This window comes from Streptomyces sp. NPDC111628 (genome assembly GCF_055635195.1).
Genome location: NZ_JBVKBZ010000002.1, coordinates 1144051 through 1161370 on the forward strand (window position 1 = coordinate 1144051; position 17320 = coordinate 1161370).

The window sequence follows — 17320 nt, forward strand, 5'->3', positions numbered from 1 at the left end:
GGAAGCAACAGGGCGGAGGCTGCCGCGGTCCATCTTGTTTCGTACTACATCTAAATGCATAATGCGCTTATGGACACGTCATCGGAGGGCCCGGACGACCTGATCATCGCCGTGGAGCAGATGATCCGCTACGTGCGGCAGAGCGCCCGGACCGGCGGTCTGAGCACCGCGGCCTCCTCGACGCTGGCCAGGCTGAGCCGCGAGGGCCCCCAGCGGCTGACCGAACTGGCCAGGGCCGAGGGCGTCTCCCAGCCGAACATGACCCAGCTCGTCACGCGCCTGGAACGCGCGGGCCTGGCCCGGCGCACCGCCGACGCGAGCGACGGCCGCGGCGTGCTCGTGGCGGTGACGTCCGCCGGCCTCGAGGTCCTGGACCGGCGCCGCGCCGAGCGTGCCGTGGCCCTCCGGCAGCTCATGGAGGACATGACCGGGCCGGAACAGCAGGCCACCACCACCGCGCTCCTGGCCCTCGCCCGGGTCATCCGCAACCGTCAGGACACCTCGGAGGAAGACCGCGCATGAGTGCACCACGTGGAAAGGCCGCCAGTCCCTTCCGGCAGCCGAAGGCCGTCTGGGCGGTCGCCTTCGCCTGCGTCATCTCGTTCATGGGCATCGGCCTGGTCGACCCGATCCTGCCGGCGCTGGCCGAGAGCCTGGACGCCACCCCCAGCCAGGTCTCCCTGCTGTTCAGCAGCTACCTGATCGTCACCGCCGTCGCCATGCTCTTCGTCGGCTGGGTCTCCAGCCGCATCGGCGCCAAGCGCACCCTGGTCACCGGCCTCGCCGTCATCGTCGTCTTCGCCGCCCTGGCGGGCGCCACCGGATCCATCAACGGCATCGTCGGCTTCCGGGCCGGCTGGGGACTGGGCAACGCCCTGTTCATCGCCACCTCCCTCGCGGTCATCGTGGCCTCGGCCAGCGGCGGCTTCAGCGGCGCGATCATCCTCTACGAGACCGCCCTGGGGCTCGGCATCGCCGTCGGCCCCCTGCTCGGCGGCGAACTGGGCGGCATCAGCTGGCGCGGCCCCTTCTTCGGCGTCGCGGCCCTGATGGCCGTCGCCCTGATCGCCACCCTCGCCTTCGTCCCCGACCTGCCCAGGCCCAAGAAGGTCACCTCACCGCTGGCCCCGCTGAAGGCCCTGCGCCACCGCGGCCTGCTCACCATGGGCATCATGGCCCTGCTGTACAACTGGGGCTTCTTCACCATGCTCGGCTACGCGCCGTACCCGATGGAGCTGGACGCCCACGAGCTCGGCCTGGTCTTCACCGGCTGGGGCCTGCTGGTCGCTGCCTTCAGCGTCTTCTTCGCCCCTCGTCTACAGGCCCGCTACGGCACCGCGCCCGTCCTCTACGCCAACCTGCTCGGCCTCGCCGTCGTCATGGCCGTCATAGCCGCCGGCGTCACCGACCCCACCACCGTGATCGTCGCGGTCGTCGTCAGCGGCGCCTTCACAACACCCTCACCACGCAGGCCGTCATGCTCGTCTCGCCGGTGGAGCGCCCCGTGGCCTCCTCCGCGTACGGCTTCCTGCGCTTCATCGGCGGCGGGCTGGCCCCCTACGTCGCCGGAAAGCTCGCCGACGCCACCGACCTGAGCGTCCCCTTCTACCTCGGCGCCGCCACCTTCCTCCTCGCCGTCCCCGTCCTGGCCAGCGGCCACCGGCTGCTGCGCCGGGCCGAGACGGACACCGGCGAGGGCGAGCCCCTGACCCCGGCGCTCACCCCCGTCGGGGCGCCGGCGGCGAGCGACGTGTCCCCCGTGGTCGTGGCCGTCGGAGCCCACCGCGAGGCGGCCGCCGTCGTGGACGCCGCGGCCCGCCTCGCCCGTGACACCGCGAGCCCGCTCGAAGTCGTCCACGTACGGCGGACCGCCGTCGTCGAGGAACAGGCCGCCGACACCGAGACCGACGACCAGGCGAGGGCCGCCGTCACCGCGCATCTCGACCGGCTCGGCGGCATGGGGGTGGCCGCCACCGGCCAGATCCTCACCGGCGTCGGCGACCATGCCGCCGCGGGCCGCGCCCTGGCCCGGCACGCCGCCGAGGTGGGGGCCCGCACGGTCGCGGTCGGCCGCTCCCCGCGCGGCCCGCTGGTCCAGTTCGCCGACGGCAGCTTCACCAGCGCCCTCACCCACGCGGCCACCTGCACCGTCGTACTCGTCGACCCGGACGCGGACCCGCGCCCCCTGACGGCGCGGTCCCTCACGGAACTGCGCGCCGAGACACGGTGAGCGGCCTTCGGTTCAGGACGCCCGCTCCAGGTCGGTGCTGCGGGTGAGGCCCTCGTTGGCGTCGATCTCCTGCCGCAGCCGTTCCAGGCGGATGCGGGCACCGGCCAGCGCGTCCGAACCGAGCAGGAGCCGCAGCGGCGGAGTCGCGGCGTCCACGGCGGTGGCGATCGCGGCGGCGGCGCGGACGGGATCGCCCGGCTGGCGGCCGGAGACCGAGAGGGTGGCGGCCCGGCGCCTGCCCGCGGTCTGCTCGTAGTCCTCAAGCCGCGTCGGCGACTGCCGCATCGACGTCCCGGCCCACTGCGTGCGCAGGCCCCCGGGCTCGACGATGGTGACCGCGATGCCGAGCGGCGCGACTTCCGCGGCCAGCGACTCGGACAGTCCCTCGAGGGCGAACTTGGTCGCGTGGTAGTGGCCCGTCGCCGCGAAGGCCGCGAGACCGCCGAAGGACGAGATGTTCACGATCCGCCCCGAGCGGCGCTCCCGCATGCCGGGCAGCACGGCCTTCAGGACGGTGACCACGCCGTGCACGTTGGTGTCGTACAGGGCGCGCACCGCGGCGTCCTCACCTTCCTCGACGGCGGCGAGGTAGCCGTATCCGGCGTTGTTGACCAGGACGTCGATGCGTCCGAACTCCTGCTCGGCCTTCTCGACGGCGGCGGTGACCGAGGCGGCGTCGGTGACGTCCAGCCGGAGGGCGAGCGCGCGGTCGCCGTAGGCCTCCACGAGGGCGGCGACGCCCGCCGTGTCACGGGCGGTGACGGCGACCCGGTCGCCGCGCTCCAGGGCGTGCCGGGCAAGGGCACGCCCCAGGCCGCCCGAGCATCCGGTGATCAGCCAGACCGGCGTCCCACCGGACGTGCCGGAGGTGGGGGCGGGGTCGGCGTCCAGTGCGGTGGTTCGATTCTTCATGCCCCCATTGCAGCCGGACGCGGGGCGGTGGTGCCACACCTCCTCGAGGGTGGCCCCCGGAGGGTCTGCCGGCGGCGTCGCCGCAGGTGGTCGGGCACCGGTACAGTCGGCCCGATGTCCCGTGACGACCACACCGACGGCAATCCGATCGGTTCCTTCCTGCGCAGCCGCCGGGAACGGATCGACCCCGCCTCCGCAGGCGTCGTCGACAACACGCGGCGGCGGGTGAAGGGCCTGCGCCGCGAGGAGTTGGCGCTGCTCGCCGGGGTGAGCCCCTCCTACTACAGCCGTATCGAGCAGGGCCGTGACCGGCATCCCTCCCGCGAAATCCTCCAGGCGCTGGCCGACGTGCTGCGCCTGGACGACACCGAGCGGACCTACCTCTGGTCCCTGGTCGCGCCGTCCCTCGCAGCCGCCGACGACAGGGCGACGGCCCCGGCCGACACCGTCCGGGCGGGGGTGCGGGTCCTGCTGGAGCGCTGGTCCGACCTGCCCGCCTTCGTCGTCGGTCCCCGCCGTGACGTCCTGGCCGCCACCGCACTCGCGCACCGCGTCAACCCGGCGTGGAGCCCGGGACACAACCTCGTCGAGTTCACCTTCCTCGACCCGCGGGCCCGGCAGGTCTACCCGGACTGGGAGGAGATCGGCCTCCAGGCGGTCGCGGGGCTGCGCACCACCGCGGCCGCCAGGCCCGCGGAGCTCGCCGGGTTCGTGGCGGCCCTGCGCGGGCGCAGCGAGGCGTTCCGGGCCCTGTGGGACTCCCACGACGTGTACGACCGCGTGACGGGCCGCAAGCGCCTCGCGGTCGACGGTGTCGGGATCCTCTCTCTCGACTTCGAGACGTTCGCACTCGCCGGCCCCGAAGGGCACGTGCTGTACGTGTACTTCCCGCGGCCGGGCAGTGCGGACGACACGGCGCTGCGGTCCCTGGCGCGCGCGGAGACCGCCGGCCCGCCGGCGTCGCCCGGGAACTGATCAGGCGTCGCCGCCGAGGGACCGCCTCAGCCGGTCGGCGGCCTCCGGCGGCTGGATGCGCATGCCGGGGCGCCGACGGTGCACGGTCAGGTACGTCACCCCGTCCGGCCCGGCGAGGACGGCCCGGGTCGAGCCGTGCGGCAGCCAGGTCAGGACGCCCGCGCGCAGGGGATGTTCGCCGTCGGTGGAGTCGAGGCGGGCCGCACCCTCGAGGACGAGGAGCAGGACGTCGAGGTCGGGCTCGGTGTGGGTGTCCACCCGGCCGCCGGCGGGGAGGCGGACCACGTTGGCGTCGAGCTGCCGGCCGGGTTCCGCCAGCTTCCACAGGGCGCCGGCCGGCACGTCGCCGCCCGGGGACAGGAGCTCCGCCGTGTCGCACAGCACCCGGGGGAGGGGAGGGCCCGCAGGACCCGGGGAGCCGCCGTCTTCCGCTGCCATCAGGTGCCGCCGTTCCGTGTGCCCAACCGTGCCCGTACGCCGCCCCGTTGGGCGGTCCGTGCCGGGGCGGCCGGTCCAGTGACGCACCGCACAGGCTCAGTACCCCGGGTAAAGGCGAATCTAGCATGCGCATTTGATAGCGTCCTGGTGTGCGGTTGACGAAGTTCACCGACCTGGCGCTGCGTTCGGTCATGCGCCTGGCGGTCGTGAGAGACGGTGACGAACCACTGGCCACCCGAGAGGTGGCCGAGGTCGTCGGGGTGCCGTACACGCACGCGGCGAAGGCCATCACCCGCCTGCAGCACCTGGGTGTGGTGGAGGCGCGACGCGGTCGCGGCGGCGGACTGACGCTGACCGGCCTGGGCCGGCGTGCCTCCGTGGGCTGGCTGGTGCGCGAACTCGAAGGCGAGGCCGAGGTGGTCGACTGCGAGGGCGACAACCCCTGCCCGCTGCGCGGGGCCTGCCGGCTGCGCCGTGCGCTGCGCGACGCCCAGGAGGCGTTCTACGCCGCGCTCGACCCGCTGACCGTGACCGACCTGGTGGCCTCACCGACCGGCCCGGTTCTGCTCGGCCTGACGGACCGCCCCTCGGGGTGACGGGCGGCGGTCCCGGAAGGCCGTCGAGCTGTGACCCAAAACACGAATATCATCTACCAATTAAGGAGTCGCTGTGCTCTCCGAACAGTCCGTTCCCGTGGTCCGAGCCACTCTTCCCGCCGTCGGAGCGGCCATCGGTGACATCGCCGACCTGTTCTACCGCAAGCTCTTCGACGCCCACCCGGAGCTGCTGCGGGACCTGTTCAACCGGGGAAACCAGGCCAACGGCGAGCAGCAGCGGGCCCTGGCGGGCTCGGTCGCCGCGTTTGCCGGCCTGCTGCTGGAGAACCCGGACGAACGCGCCGACGTGATGCTCTCCCGCATATCGCACAAGCACGCCTCGCTCGGCATCACCCCCGACCAGTACACGATCGTCCACCGGCACCTCATGGCCGCCGTCGTCGACGTGCTCGGCGACGCCGTCACCCCCGAGGTCGCCCGGGCCTGGGACGAGGTCTACTGGCTGATGGCCAACGCGCTCATCGCCCTGGAGGCCCGCCTCTACGCCGAGAAGGGCGTCGCGGAGGGAGACGTCTGGCGCCCCATGGAGATCGTCGACCGGGTCGAGGAGAGCGCCGACGCGGTCTCGCTCGTCCTGGGGTCGGCCGACGGCCGTCCCGTCGTGCCGTTCCAGCCCGGCCAGTACGTCAGCGTCCAGGTCGAACTCGCCGACGGCGCCCGGCAGATCCGCCAGTACAGCCTGTCCGCCGCGCCCGGCCGGTCCGACTGGCGCATCACCGTCAAGCGCGTCCGGGACGACGGCCGGCCGGACGGCGAGGTCTCCTCCTGGCTGTACGCGAACGCCCGCAAGGGCGACCTGCTCAACGTGTCGCTGCCGGCCGGGGACCTGGCCCTGGCGGAGCACGACGGCCCGCTGCTGCTGGCCTCCGCCGGTATCGGCGTCACACCGATGCTGTCGATGCTCGACCACCTGGCCGCCGCCGGCGCCACCCGCCCGGTGACCGTCGTGCACGCCGACCGCACCCCCGACCACCACGCCCACCGGCAGGAGCAGCTCGACCTGATACGCGCGCTGCCCGACGCCCGGCTCCACCTCTGGTACGAGGAGCCCGGCGACCGGGCGCCGGGGGCGTCCACCGGCCGTGCCGACCTGACCGGCCTCGACCTGCCCGCGGACCTCACGGTCTACCTGTGCGGCCCGGTGCCCTTCATGCGCGCGGTCCGCGGCGACCTGCTGCGCCGCGGGGTGCCCGCCGAGGCCATCCACTACGAGGTCTTCGGCCCCGACCTCTGGCTCGGACAGCGGTAGCGGCGGTGGCGGCCGCCGATGCCCGGGGCGGAACTCCGGTACGGGCGTTAGGCCGCGGCGGTGAACGCGGTGCTGATCGCGGTGTCGACGCGGGCGTGCACCACCAGGCGCGGCCCCGAGGAGTCGGCGTTGGCCTCGAGCAGCCGCCGGACGGGCGCGCTGTGGGTCACGACGGACATCAGGACACCGAGCCGCCCGCACCACTGATGGGCCCGCAGCACCGCGCTGACCGCGGCGTGGCCGCCCGCCCGCTCGGTCAGGACGATGACGACGGGGGTCGGCTGATGGGCGTCGACCAGGTTGGTGATGTGCGTGGTCAGCGTGGCCCGCCCGGCGATACCCGGGTCCTGGTCCACCGTGATGACCAGGACCCCATGCTCCAGGGTGTGGGACAGCATCGCGGCCTCCGATCCGTCGCCTGGTGGCGAAGTTGTGTTCAGTGAAGGTGCCCGGACCCGGGTCCGCAACGCGCCCCGCGACGGACCGGCCGGCCGGCCGCCGGGACACCGGCCCCGAGTACGATCGTCCGGTCCGCCCCCGACCTGCGCCGATCACCGCTGGGAGCCCGCTCCGTGCCCGCCCTCCTGCCGCCGCCCCGCACCGGGGCCGACCGCCTGCTGGACCCGGAAGACCTGACCCGGGTGGAGGACGGCGAACGGCTGCACGCCCTGCTGTGGCGCCCGGGGCCGGGCTGGCGGATGGTCAGCAGCGCCGTGCTGGGCGGCGGGACGGGGGAGCGCGCGTGGGTGCTCAACGCCCAGGTCGCCCACGGCTACCGGCGCACCGACCCCGCACGGCACCTGGCCGGCCTGGCCCGTGCCGCCGGGGCCCGCGGGCCGGGCGTGGGCCTGATGACGGCCGCCGACGTGTCTGCCCACGGCCGGGCGCGGGACGGCGGGGCCGAGGCCGTGGCGACCGCCGGCATCTCGGTGCGCGGCTGGGCGGCCGCGCCGGAGGAGGGCGCCACCGGGGCCGTGCCGCCCGGAACGATCAACATCGTCGCCGCGCTGCCGGTCGCACTGAGCGACGCCGCCCTGGTCAACGCGGTGATGACGGCGACCGAGGCCAAGGTCCAGGCGCTGCTCGACGCCGGTCTCGACTGCTCCGGCACCCCCACCGACGCGGTGTGCGTCGCCGCCCGGGCCCCGGGCGGCGACGCCGGGGTGCACGCCTTCGCGGGACCCCGTTCCGAGTGGGGCGCCCGGCTGGCCCGGGCCGTCCACCGGGCGGTACACGCCGCGCTCCCCGCCGCCGGGCACCCCTGAGCGGGGCGCCCCCGGGCACACGCGTGTGTGGGCGGCCCGCCGGGCCGCCCACACGGTGTCCGCCAAGAACGTCAGCGCTGGGAGGCCTTCTCCAGCGCCTTGTCGAGGGCGGCCTGGAAGCCGCTCGCCCACAGCTGGTTCACCCGGCTGCGCTCGGTGGAGTTCGGGTAGGGGTTGGTGCAGGACGGGCCGGGGCCGCCGCCCGACATCAGCTCGCTGCACGGCCCGGAGTAGTGGTCGGGCAGACCGAGCACGTGCCCGGTCTCGTGGGCGGTCACGCGGGTCGAGTCGTACTGCTGGTTCTGGCGGTAGTCGAGGAAGATGTAGCCGCTGCCGTGCCCGTCCGTGGAGGCGTACGAGCCGCGCGAGTCGTTGCCCTCGTAGTACGCGAAGTCGGCGCCGGAACTCGACTCCGTGAGCCGCACGTTGGACACCGAGCTGTTCCAGATCTGGGCGGAGCGGGATATCTGGGAACGGAAGCTCGGCGCGTTGGTGGCGCTGTAGTAGACGGTGACGGCCGCGGCGGCGGACGGGTTGGCGGCGCGCTTCTCGGCGACGGACTTGACGACCGCCTCGAAGAACGCGCGGTTGGCGGCCGCGTCCTCGCCCGAGCCGGCCGAGGGCTGGTAGCCGAGCTGGGCGGCTCTGACCGGCTCCTGGGGCGCCGCGGCCGCAGCGGCGGGGCCGGTGCCGAGCACGGCGGCCGTCAGGCCGAGACCGACCGCGGTGGACAGCAGGGGCAGGGTGATACGCATCGATGACTCCTTGAGTGGGGGAGTGGGGAGAAGTCGTCATCGGTGAGTGTGGGGCGCCCATGAGCCCGCTGTGATGATGGCAACAGGTGATAGGGCCGGGCTATCACCCACCGCCCGGCCACTCGTTGCGGCTTTGACCAGAGTGCAGAACTCGCCCTGATCCGCCGCCTTTTGTTCACCTGGCGCAACCTACTGTTCCGCCTTACGCTCCCTGCATGGAGCTCGAGGTGAGGCACCTACGCGCACTGTGCGCCATCGCCGACGCCGGCAGCCTGCACCGGGCGGCACGCCAACTGGGTGTCGCGCAGCCCACGTTGAGCACCCAGTTGGCCCGCATCGAACAGACCCTGGGCGGACCGCTGTTCACCCGGGAGCGCACCGGCTGCCGCCCCACCCCGCTCGGCCGCACCGTGCTCGGCCGGGCCCGTCCGCTGCTGGCCGACATGAGCACCCTGGTCCGCGAGGCCCGCGCCGCCGCGGCCGGCGGCGACAGCAGGCTGCGGGTCGGCTCCACCGCCAGCCGCGCCCTGGCCGGCTGGCTGCGCCGGCTCAGACGGCCGGGCCTGGAACCGACCCTGCAGATGGACGTCTCCGCCAACGCGCTGCTGCGCCGGGTGACCGACGGGCAGCTGGACGTCGCCTTCGTGCACGAGGTCGAGGGCTGTGCGCTGCACATCCCCGAGGGCCTGCGGCTGCGCGTCCTGGTTGAGCGCGAACCGCAGTTCGTCATGCTGCCCGCCGACCACCCCGCGGCCGTCCGGCCCGTCGTCCGCCTCGCCGACCTCGCCGACGACCGGTGGATGGTCGACCCCACCGTCGACGGCGAATGGGACGGCGTGCACCGCATGCTGCGCGCCGTCGGCCTCAACCCCCGGGTGCTGCACGGCGATTACCACACGGCCGCCTCCCTGGTCGCCACCGGCGAGGTCGTCACGGTCTGCCAGCCCAGCTCCCAGTCCCGCCCCGACATGGCGGTGCGTCGCCTGTACGGCGACCCCCTCGGCGTACGCCTGCTGCTGGCCGCCCGTACCCGCGCCGAGCTGGAGGCCGTCTTCCCCGCCCTGGAGGACGCGTACTGGGAGGTCGCCCGCCAGTCCACCGCCTACCGGGAGTGGCTGGAAGGGGGCGGGATCCGGACGCTGCCCCGATGTCCGGTGACCGCGGCGGGAGGCGGTCGGGTGGAGTTCGTACGGGCCCGCTGAAGCCAATAGGGTGATTTTCATACCGGGCCGGTGTGTCTGCGTGACGGAGCGGTTACGGACAGCATCATGAGCTCTGCACGACGACTTCCCCCCTTGCGTTCGCTGGCCGTGGTCGGTGCCCTGGGCGCCTCCGCCCTGCTGCTGACGGCCTGCACGAACGCCGATACGACCCGTTCCAGCGTCGCGGAGGCGGCTCAGACCGAGTCCCCCTCCCCGACCGGCACCGATACCCAGTCCCCGTCCCCCACCGGCTCTCCCTCGATGAACGAGGACCAGACCGAGCGCAAGGACCTCGTCTCCGCGACGAAGGTCACCTGGGACAAGGCCGCCGACACCGCCGTGAAGGAGGTTCCCGAGGGCAAGCTCGTGGACCTCGAACTCAAGCGCGTGGAGGCCGACGCCACCGCGTCGCCGTCCGGCTCGCCGACCGGATCGGCGAGCCCCAGCATGCCGAACCCCGCTCCGAGCGAGGGCGCCCCGGAGTGGGAGGCCAAGGTCGCCCAGTCCGACGGCACCCTGCACCGCATCGACATCGACGCGGTGAGCGGCAAGGTCTTCCGCACCATGGTCGACCCGGACCAGGACCCCGACGACAAGACCCAGGTCACCGAGTGGCTGGACAAGGCCAAGCAGACCCCGGAGCAGGCGGTCAAGGCGGCCACCGCCAAGGCCAAGGGCACCGTCACCCACGTCGAACTCGGCGACAACGACGACCAGCAGGTCGTCTGGGGCGTCGACGTGGTCGACAAGAGCAACTGGAACAAGACCACCGTCGACGTCGACGCGGCGAACGGCAAGGTGCTGAGCCAGAAGGTCGACAAGGACTGATACACAGGCCCCCGGACACCGACGGGAGCAGCGGGCCGAGCGGCCCACTGCTCCCGTTCCTCATGTCGTGTCCTCAGGACGTCACCCGGCCGGCGCGGCCGGCGCGGCGGGCGACCCGGCCCCGGCCGGCTCGTCCCCGCCGCCGCGCGGCAGCGTCAGCACGGCCAGGAAGCCGAGGACCGCCACCGCGGCGAAGAAGTAGAAGCCCCACGGGTGCCCCACCCCCGACGCGACCAGCGCGCCGGTGATCGACGGGCCGACGATCGAGCCGATCCGGCCGATCCCGGACGCGGAGCCGAGCGCGGTGCTGCGCACGGACGCCGGGTAGTAGTGCGTCACATAGGCGTAGACCAGCACCATGGCCGAGAAGACGAACACACCGGTGAAGAAGACCACCACGTTGAGCAGCAGGTCGCTCTCCATCTTGATGCTCAGGCACCCCAGCATGAGCACCGAGACGGCGAACCAGACCATGGTGGTCCCCTTGATGCCCCGCCGGTCGGCGACGTACCCGCCGAGGACCAGGCCGACGACGCCGCCGATGTTGAGCACCAGGAGCTGGGTCACGGCCGTCGGCACGGGGTAGCCCGCGTCGTTCATCAGCTTGGGCAGCCAGGTGTTGAGGCCGTAGACCAGCAGCAGGCCCATGAACGAGGCGACCCAGATGCCGATGCCCGCGCGCAGGTACGCGGGCTTGAGCAGCTCGGTGAACGGCACCCGCTGTGCCCCGTCCCGCTTGGCCCGCTCGAAGGCCGCCGACTCCGGCAGCTTGAACCACTGGATCGCGGCGATCACCAGGCCGACGACGCCGAGGAGGTAGAAGAGGATCTCCCAGTCGTCGGTCACCTGGAGGGCCAGCAGCGAGGTGATCACCGCACCGGTGTGGTAGCCGGTCATCGTCAGGGTGCTGGCCCGCGCCCGGCGGCTGGCCGGCATGTGCTCGGCCATCATCGTGAGCGAGACCGGCATACAGGCGCCCAGGCCCAGACCGGCGAGGAGGCGCAGCGCGGCGAACATCGCGACGGAGTTCGCCAGCGGCACCACGATCGTGAGGACCGAGAAGAGCACGACCGAGCCGATGAGCAGGCGGCGGCGGCCCAGCCGGTCGGCCAGCGGACCGACGCAGACCGCGCCGATCGCGACGCCCACCAGCGAGAGCGTCGCGATGGTGGTCGCGTCGCCCGCGGTCATGCCGAGGTGGTGGGTCTTGAGCAGAGTGGGGATGATGGCGCCGAGGACGACGAGGTCGTAGCCCTCGAGCAGGACGGTGATCCAGCACAGGATCACCGTCCATGTGCCGCCGACGGTGCGGCCGGTCTGCGCGGGCGCACCGGACGTGGTGGTGGAAGCCATGATGACTCTCCCCCCGGGGACGGGTGTGGGTGAGCGGAGCCGGACCGGCCGGGGCGGCCGGCCGGGACCGGTACGGGTGGGTGACCGGAGGGTTCAGAACGGGTAGTCGGCGATGTCCGGGCGGACGGTGAGCCACTGGGTCTCGGTGAACGCCTCGACGTTGGCCGCGGCGCCGCCGAACCGGGAGCCGGTGCCCGACGCCTTGACCCCGCCGAAGGGGGCGTTGGGCTCGTCGCTGACCGTCTGCTCGTTGATGTGCACCTTGCCGGAGTCGATCCGGTCGGCGAGCTTCATCGCCGTACCGACGTCGCCGAGGATGCCGACCGACAGCCCGTACTCGCAGTCGTTGACGATCCGCGCGGCCTCCTCCGTGGTGGCGAAGGAGATGACGGGCGCGACCGGGCCGAAGATCTCCTCGCGCCAGGCCGGCATGTCCGTCGTCAGGCCGGTCAGCACGGTGGCCCGGTATCCGGCGCCGTCGATCTCGCCGCCCGCGGCGACCTTGGCACCCGCCGCGACGCTGTCGGTGACGATGCCGTGTACCCGCTCCAGCTGCTTCCGGTCGATGATCGGACCCAGCGCCACGTCCGCACGGGCCGGGTCGCCCACCGGCAGGGCCTCGGCCTTCGCGGCGAGCGCGGCGGTGTACTCCTCGACCAGCGACTCGTGCACGATGTGCCGGCCGGTCGTCATGCAGATCTGCCCCTGGTGCAGGTACGAGCCGAAGGCGCCCGCCGAAGCCGCCTTCGCCACGTCCGCGCCGGGCAGCACGACCAGTGCGTTGTTGCCGCCGAGCTCCAGGTGCGCGCGCTTCAGCAGCCGCCCGGCCTGCTCGCCGATCGCCCGCCCGACCGGCGTGGAACCGGTGAACGAGATCACCCGCACCTCGGGTGCCTCCACCACCGCCCGGCCGACCGACCCGTCGCCCGGCAGCAGATGCAGGACACCGGCCGGAAGCCCCGCCTCCTCGAAGATCCGGGCGATGACGACACCGCCGCTCACCGCGGTGCGCGGATCCGGCTTCAGCAGCACGGCGTTGCCCAGCGCCAGCGCGGGGGCCACCGAACGCAGGCCGAGGATGAGCGGGAAGTTGAAGGGCGCGATCACGCTGACGACACCTGCGGGGCGGCGCCGGGCGAGCGACCAGCGGGCGTCCTCCGAGGTGAGCACCTCGCCCTGGGGATGGGTCGGCAGCCCGGCACACTCGAAGCACTCGCCGATCGCCAGCCCCGCCTCGAAGGCCGCCTTGGACCGCACCGAGCCGGCCTCACGCACCAGCCAGTCCTCGATCTCGGCGGCGTGCTCGGTGAACAGCTCCCCCGCGCGGCGCAGCACGGCGGCCCGCTGCTGCGGCGAGGTCGCCGCCCACGTGCGCTGGGCCTCGGCGGCCCGGGCGGCGGCGCGGTTCACGTCCTCGGCCGAGGCCAGGCCCACCGTGCCGAGCCGGTCACCGGTGGCGGGCTCGGTCACCGGCTGTTCGGCGGGGGAGCCCTGCCAGCCGTCGCTGGAGAACTTCCCGCCCCAGACGGCGCTGTCCAGGAGTGTCATCGTCTTCCCTCTCGTCGGGGTCTTCGGTGTGGTGTGGCGAGTCGGTTCAGGAGGGCGTGGTGAGCGCCGTGTCCACCTGGATCAGCCGGGGGTGGTCCGGCGTCTCGGCGAGCGCGGCGCGCAGCTCAGCCGCCCCGCCGACGTGCTGGGCGCGGACGCCGTAGCCTTCCGCGATGCGGGTGAAGTCGAGGCCCGGGATGTCGAGACCCGGCGTGTTCGGCACGCCGAGCAGGCCGCCGAACCAGCGCAGCGCCCCGTACGTGCCGTTGCGCAGCAGGACGACGGTCAGCGGGACCCGGTGCTGCGCGGCCGTCCACAGGGCGGTGATGCCGTAGTTGGCCGAGCCGTCCCCGATCACGCCGACCACCGGCCGGCCGGGCTGTGCCATCGCCACGCCGACCGCGCCGGGCAGCCCGAATCCGAGTCCTCCGGCCGCCGGGAAGTAGTAGGAGCCCTGGCGGCGCAGGTCCATCTGGCGCCACCACGCCGCGTTGGTCGACGTCGACTCGACCACGTACGCGGTGTCCTCCGGCATCTCGTCGCGCAGCGCGGCGAAGACCTGCTCGGGATGGAGCCCCGGCCCTTCGGCGGCGAGCGGCTCGGGCACGGGGAGGTAGTCACCCGCCGCCGCACCCGCGGGCCCGCCGGACGCGTCCAGTGACTCCAGGAGTACGTCGATGACGGCACCCGGGTCGGCGACCAGCGCCTCGCCCATCGGCGCCCGCGCCGCGGCGGAGGCGTCCTCGGTCACCTGGATCAGCCGGGTGCCCTCGGGCAGGTACCGGCCGGGCAGGTGCTCGTGGTAGCGGAAGACCGGCGCGCCCAGCACGAGCACCAGGTCGTGGCCCTCGAAGGCCGCCGAGACCGGTGCGATCCCGGCGGGCAGCACCCCCCGGAACTGCGGATGCCGGTTCGGGAACGGCAGCCGGAACTGCGAGGGCGCCGCCCACACCGGACCGCCCAGCCGCTCGGCCAGCCGCACCGCGTCGTCGAAGCGGCCGGCCGAGTCGATGTCACCGCCCAGCACGAGCGCGGGGCGCCGGGCCGAGGCGACCTGCTCCACGAGCCACCGGCGCTGCTCGCCGCCGGGCACCGCTGCCCGCAGTACCCGCCGGTCGAGCACGGCCAGGGCGTTGTCGTCGACGTCGGCCGACCAGTCGTCGTACGGCACGGAGAGGTAGGTCGGCCGACGCTGGAGCCGCGCCTCGAAGACGGCCTGGGCGAGCGCACGCGGCACGTCCCCGGCACAGGCCGGTTCCGCCGCCCAGCCGACCAGCGGCTTCATCAGGGAGGGGGCGTCGACGCTGGCCAGGTTGGCCTCGGGGCCGATGGCGGGGCGCACCTGCTGCCCGGCCACCACCACGAGCGGCGTACGGGAGGCGACGGCGTTCGTCAGGGCGCCCATCGCGTTGCCGGAACCGGAGGCGGCGTGCAGGTTGACCAGCACCGGGCGGCCGGTCGCCTGGGCGTACCCGTCCGCCATCCCGACGACGGCGCCCTCGTGCAGACCGAGGACGTAGCGGAAGCCGTCGGGCAGCCCGGCGAGGAAGGGCAGCTCGTTGGAGCCCGGATTGCCGAAGACGGTGGTGAGCCCCTGGCGCTCCAGGAACTCGTGGGAGACACGACGCACGGATGGCACGGACGGTTCCTTTCGAAGTGACGCGGCACACGCTAGGCACCCCACGACATGGGCACCAATAGATGTTTCGCCACTCCGATATAGAGTTCGTCGATATGGGCACCTTCGATCTCAACCTGGCCCGCGTGTTCGTCCTGCTCTACGAGACGGGCAGCGTCACGGCCACCGCCGAGACGCTCCATGTCACGCAGCCCACGGTCAGCTACAGCCTGGGCAAGCTGCGGCGGCACTTCGACGACGAGCTGTTCCGCCGCAACGGACGCGGGCTGACCCCCACCGCCGGCGCACGGCGGCTGTACCTGCCGCTCCAGCGCGCGCTGGCCGAGATCGACGGGACGGTCCGCCAGGGCGACCTCTTCGACGCCGGGAGCATGTCGGGCCGGTTCACCATCGCCCTGTCCGACCTCGGTGAGGCGACGCTGCTGCCGAGGCTCGTGGCCACCGCGCGCGAGCGGGCGCCGGGCGTGTCGTTCACCGTCCGCCCCTTCGACGTGGAGGACGCCGAGGGCCAGCTGCGCCGCGGCGACCTCGACGCGTTCGTGGCCACCCCGGTGATCACCTCGCACCTCACCGTGCGCATCCCGCTCTTCCGCGAGCGGTACGTCCTGATGGTCGCGGCCGACCATCCGCGCGTACGCGGCGACGCGGTCACACCGGCGGACCTCGCGGCGGAGCACCACGCGACGGTGTTCGGACCGAGCGGCCATGTCACGCCCCGGGCACTGCTGGGCGCGCACGGGCTCCTGGAACGGGTGGCCGTGGACGCCACCCGCTTCTCGATGCTGCCCTACCTGCTGGAACAGACCGACCTGGTGGCCATCGTCCCCGAGTACGTCGGCGAGGTCTTCACCGCCTCCCACCGGGTGCGCCTGGTGCGGCTGCCGTTCGAGACCGAACCCATCGAGATCGCCCTGTACGCGCGGCACGAGTCCTCGCGCAGCCCGGCCCAGCGCTGGCTCGTGCAGTTCCTGGCGGAGGTGCTGGGCGAGCAGGTGAGCCCGGCCCAGCTGCCGCCGTCGAGCCGTCGTTAGGATCACCGCATGACGGCACCGGAACCCACCATCCTCGCCACCTCGGGCGGCCATCGCGCGGGCGGGCGGACCATGGTGGCCTTCGACGCCCTGGTCCATCACGCGGTGGACCTCTCGGGCGCGCACGGCCGGCGCCCCCGCGTCCTGTACGTGGGCACCGCCATAGGGGACGCCGAGCACTTCACCGCCCGCATGACGGAGGCCGCCCGCGTCGCCGGGTTCGACCTGACACCGCTGCACCTGTTCCCCATGCCCAACGTCGAGGACGTCGAGGAGACCGTGCTCGACCAGGACGTCGTCTGGGTCATGGGCGGCTCGGTGGCCAACCTGCTGGCCGTGTGGCGCGTGCACGGCCTGGACCGGATCATGCGCAGGGCCTGGGAGGCGGGCGTCGTGCTCAGCGGCGTGAGCGCGGGCTCCCTGTGCTGGTTCCGGGGCGGCGCCACCGACTCCTTCGGTCCCGAACTGCGTCCGATCACTGACGCGTTGGACTTCCTGCCCTACGGCAACGGCGTCCACTACGACGTCGACCCGGGCCGCCGTCCCCTGATCCACCGCCTCGTCGCCGACGGCACCCTCCCGACGGCCCACTGCACGGACGACGGGGTCGGACTCGTCTACCGCGGCACGGAACTGACCGAGGCGGTCACCGAAGTCCCGGGCAGGGGCGCCTACGTGGTGGTCCGCGACGGCGACACCGCGGTGGAGGAGCGGATCGAGCCGCGGGAGCTGCACCGTCCGCGGCGGTGAACGGTCCCGGCGGTGAGCGGTTCATGCCGGGCACCGGGACAACACCTCGACGGCCGAGCCCCGTTGAGCGTCGCGACCGCCGTGACGACCGGTGCGGGGCGTCCGCGTTTGTCCGCGCGGTGAGGGGCAAGGCGGTGTCCATGAGCGATGCGAACAAGAACACGAGCAAGAAGCCGACCGGCACCGCGACCGTCGAGTCCAAGGCCGGTGACGCCGCGTCGGCGGCCAGGACCGGGGTCCAGCGCTCCGCCGACGCCGCCAACGGCGCCGTCCGGACGGCGGCCAAGGGCGTCGCGGCCGGCCGCCAGGCCGTCTCCAGCACCTCGGGCCAGGTCGCGGCCACGGCGAAGACGGCGTGGACGGTCGTCGCCCACCGCAAACTCGTCGCCGCCGGTGTGGGCGCAGGCCTCACCGTCGTGAGCGCCGCCTCCTACGCGGTGGGCCGCCGCGCCGGACGACACGCGCACGGCCCCCTCACCCGCCTCACCGGCGGCCGGATCTGACACCGGACGCCACGCACGGCACCAC

At 73.3% G+C, this 17320-nt stretch carries 17 protein-coding genes and 1 pseudogene; 11 read left to right on the top strand and 7 right to left on the bottom strand.

Translation table 11 applies throughout. The annotated features are described in order from the left end of the window. Nucleotides 1-69: 69 nt before the first annotated feature. Together ACZ7MF_RS12860 and ACZ7MF_RS12865 are read left to right on the top strand one after the other, a co-directional pair. Nucleotides 70-522: a MarR family winged helix-turn-helix transcriptional regulator gene (locus ACZ7MF_RS12860; protein ID WP_471476501.1), complete on the top strand. Its 453-nt coding sequence runs from the start codon at nt 70-72 to the stop codon at nt 520-522. After that, nucleotides 519-2230 (top strand): annotated as a pseudogene (locus tag ACZ7MF_RS12865) (MFS transporter). Before ACZ7MF_RS12860 ends, ACZ7MF_RS12865 begins: the two are co-directional and overlap by 4 nt. Nucleotides 2231-2242: 12 nt before the next feature. On the opposite strand, the gene ACZ7MF_RS12870 reads toward ACZ7MF_RS12865, so the two are convergent. Continuing rightward, nucleotides 2243-3142 (bottom strand): oxidoreductase, encoded by a 900-nt coding sequence (locus tag ACZ7MF_RS12870; protein WP_471476503.1) that lies wholly within the window; start codon nt 3140-3142, stop codon nt 2243-2245. A gap of 114 nt (nt 3143-3256) precedes the next feature. On the opposite strand from ACZ7MF_RS12870, the gene ACZ7MF_RS12875 reads away from it, so the two are divergent. Next, nucleotides 3257-4117 carry a helix-turn-helix domain-containing protein gene (locus ACZ7MF_RS12875; RefSeq protein WP_471476505.1) on the top strand — a complete coding sequence of 287 codons (861 nt, stop codon included), beginning with the start codon at nt 3257-3259 and terminating at the stop codon, nt 4115-4117. On the opposite strand, the gene ACZ7MF_RS12880 is transcribed toward ACZ7MF_RS12875, so the two are convergent. Next, entirely contained in the window at nt 4118-4555 is a 438-nt protein-coding gene (locus ACZ7MF_RS12880) for a hypothetical protein (RefSeq protein WP_356860972.1), read from the bottom strand. A gap of 149 nt (nt 4556-4704) precedes the next feature. On the opposite strand from ACZ7MF_RS12880, the gene nsrR reads away from it, so the two are divergent. Then, the gene (gene nsrR / locus ACZ7MF_RS12885) at nt 4705-5151 is read left to right on the top strand and encodes a nitric oxide-sensing transcriptional repressor NsrR (protein WP_388526211.1); all 447 of its coding nucleotides are present in this window, start codon (nt 4705-4707) and stop codon (nt 5149-5151) included. Between the two features lie 73 nt (nt 5152-5224). Continuing rightward, a complete protein-coding gene (locus tag ACZ7MF_RS12890) occupies nt 5225-6421 on the top strand; it encodes a globin domain-containing protein (protein ID WP_471476508.1) in 1197 nt (398 codons plus the stop codon). A 47-nt stretch (nt 6422-6468) separates the two neighbouring features. Here ACZ7MF_RS12890 and ACZ7MF_RS12895 read toward each other — a convergent pair whose 3' ends face one another. Then, complete coding sequence (locus tag ACZ7MF_RS12895; RefSeq protein ID WP_003971713.1) at nt 6469-6819, bottom strand: hypothetical protein; 351 nt, start codon at nt 6817-6819, stop codon at nt 6469-6471. 174 nt (nt 6820-6993) lie between these two features. Between ACZ7MF_RS12895 and ACZ7MF_RS12900 the strand changes: the two genes are divergently transcribed. Then, the gene (locus tag ACZ7MF_RS12900; RefSeq protein WP_471476511.1) at nt 6994-7686 is read left to right on the top strand and encodes an adenosylcobinamide amidohydrolase; all 693 of its coding nucleotides are present in this window, start codon (nt 6994-6996) and stop codon (nt 7684-7686) included. 71 nt (nt 7687-7757) lie between these two features. On the opposite strand, the gene snpA is transcribed toward ACZ7MF_RS12900, so the two are convergent. After that, complete coding sequence (snpA, locus tag ACZ7MF_RS12905) at nt 7758-8441, bottom strand: snapalysin (protein WP_471476513.1); 684 nt, start codon at nt 8439-8441, stop codon at nt 7758-7760. A 215-nt stretch (nt 8442-8656) separates the two neighbouring features. On the opposite strand from snpA, the gene ACZ7MF_RS12910 reads away from it, so the two are divergent. Together ACZ7MF_RS12910 and ACZ7MF_RS12915 are read left to right on the top strand one after the other, a co-directional pair. Beyond that, nucleotides 8657-9643, top strand: coding sequence for a LysR family transcriptional regulator (locus ACZ7MF_RS12910; protein WP_471476515.1), 987 nt, complete (start codon nt 8657-8659; stop codon nt 9641-9643). A 66-nt stretch (nt 9644-9709) separates the two neighbouring features. Then, nucleotides 9710-10471 carry a PepSY domain-containing protein gene (locus ACZ7MF_RS12915; RefSeq protein ID WP_471476517.1) on the top strand — a complete coding sequence of 254 codons (762 nt, stop codon included), beginning with the start codon at nt 9710-9712 and terminating at the stop codon, nt 10469-10471. Between the two features lie 81 nt (nt 10472-10552). Here the strand turns inward: ACZ7MF_RS12915 and ACZ7MF_RS12920 are convergent, their stop codons facing one another. The 3 genes from ACZ7MF_RS12920 to mdlC all read right to left on the bottom strand — a co-directional run bounded on the left by ACZ7MF_RS12920 (nt 10553) and on the right by mdlC (nt 15011). Continuing rightward, nucleotides 10553-11824, bottom strand: a complete 1272-nt coding sequence (locus ACZ7MF_RS12920) for an MFS transporter (RefSeq protein ID WP_471476519.1) — start codon at nt 11822-11824, stop codon at nt 10553-10555. A 93-nt stretch (nt 11825-11917) separates the two neighbouring features. Then, entirely contained in the window at nt 11918-13372 is a 1455-nt protein-coding gene (locus ACZ7MF_RS12925; RefSeq protein ID WP_471476521.1) for a benzaldehyde dehydrogenase, read from the bottom strand. Between the two features lie 46 nt (nt 13373-13418). Beyond that, entirely contained in the window at nt 13419-15011 is a 1593-nt protein-coding gene (gene mdlC / locus ACZ7MF_RS12930; RefSeq protein ID WP_471476523.1) for a benzoylformate decarboxylase, read from the bottom strand. A 95-nt stretch (nt 15012-15106) separates the two neighbouring features. On the opposite strand from mdlC, the gene ACZ7MF_RS12935 reads away from it, so the two are divergent. From ACZ7MF_RS12935 to ACZ7MF_RS12945, 3 genes are all read left to right on the top strand, one after another. After that, entirely contained in the window at nt 15107-16042 is a 936-nt protein-coding gene (locus tag ACZ7MF_RS12935; RefSeq protein WP_361008817.1) for a LysR family transcriptional regulator, read from the top strand. A gap of 9 nt (nt 16043-16051) precedes the next feature. Then, nucleotides 16052-16792, top strand: a complete 741-nt coding sequence (locus ACZ7MF_RS12940) for a Type 1 glutamine amidotransferase-like domain-containing protein (RefSeq protein WP_471476525.1) — start codon at nt 16052-16054, stop codon at nt 16790-16792. Between the two features lie 140 nt (nt 16793-16932). Further along, entirely contained in the window at nt 16933-17295 is a 363-nt protein-coding gene (locus ACZ7MF_RS12945; RefSeq protein WP_471476527.1) for a hypothetical protein, read from the top strand. The last annotated feature ends 25 nt before the right edge of the window (nt 17296-17320 follow it).

Bases quoted from the DNA above. Each gene is read 5' to 3' on its own strand.
- ACZ7MF_RS12860 (WP_471476501.1), top strand. From the start codon at position 70: ATGGACACGTCATCGGAGGGCCCGGACGACCTGATCATCGCCGTGGAG.
- ACZ7MF_RS12870 (WP_471476503.1), bottom strand. From the start codon at position 3,142: ATGAAGAATCGAACCACCGCACTGGACGCCGACCCCGCCCCCACCTCC.
- ACZ7MF_RS12875 (WP_471476505.1), top strand. From the start codon at position 3,257: ATGTCCCGTGACGACCACACCGACGGCAATCCGATCGGTTCCTTCCTG.
- ACZ7MF_RS12880 (WP_356860972.1), bottom strand. From the start codon at position 4,555: ATGGCAGCGGAAGACGGCGGCTCCCCGGGTCCTGCGGGCCCTCCCCTC.
- ACZ7MF_RS12895 (WP_003971713.1), bottom strand. From the start codon at position 6,819: ATGCTGTCCCACACCCTGGAGCATGGGGTCCTGGTCATCACGGTGGAC.
- snpA (WP_471476513.1), bottom strand. From the start codon at position 8,441: ATGCGTATCACCCTGCCCCTGCTGTCCACCGCGGTCGGTCTCGGCCTG.
- ACZ7MF_RS12910 (WP_471476515.1), top strand. From the start codon at position 8,657: ATGGAGCTCGAGGTGAGGCACCTACGCGCACTGTGCGCCATCGCCGAC.
- ACZ7MF_RS12915 (WP_471476517.1), top strand. From the start codon at position 9,710: ATGAGCTCTGCACGACGACTTCCCCCCTTGCGTTCGCTGGCCGTGGTC.
- ACZ7MF_RS12920 (WP_471476519.1), bottom strand. From the start codon at position 11,824: ATGGCTTCCACCACCACGTCCGGTGCGCCCGCGCAGACCGGCCGCACC.
- ACZ7MF_RS12925 (WP_471476521.1), bottom strand. From the start codon at position 13,372: ATGACACTCCTGGACAGCGCCGTCTGGGGCGGGAAGTTCTCCAGCGAC.
- ACZ7MF_RS12935 (WP_361008817.1), top strand. From the start codon at position 15,107: ATGGGCACCTTCGATCTCAACCTGGCCCGCGTGTTCGTCCTGCTCTAC.
- ACZ7MF_RS12940 (WP_471476525.1), top strand. From the start codon at position 16,052: ATGACGGCACCGGAACCCACCATCCTCGCCACCTCGGGCGGCCATCGC.
- ACZ7MF_RS12945 (WP_471476527.1), top strand. From the start codon at position 16,933: ATGAGCGATGCGAACAAGAACACGAGCAAGAAGCCGACCGGCACCGCG.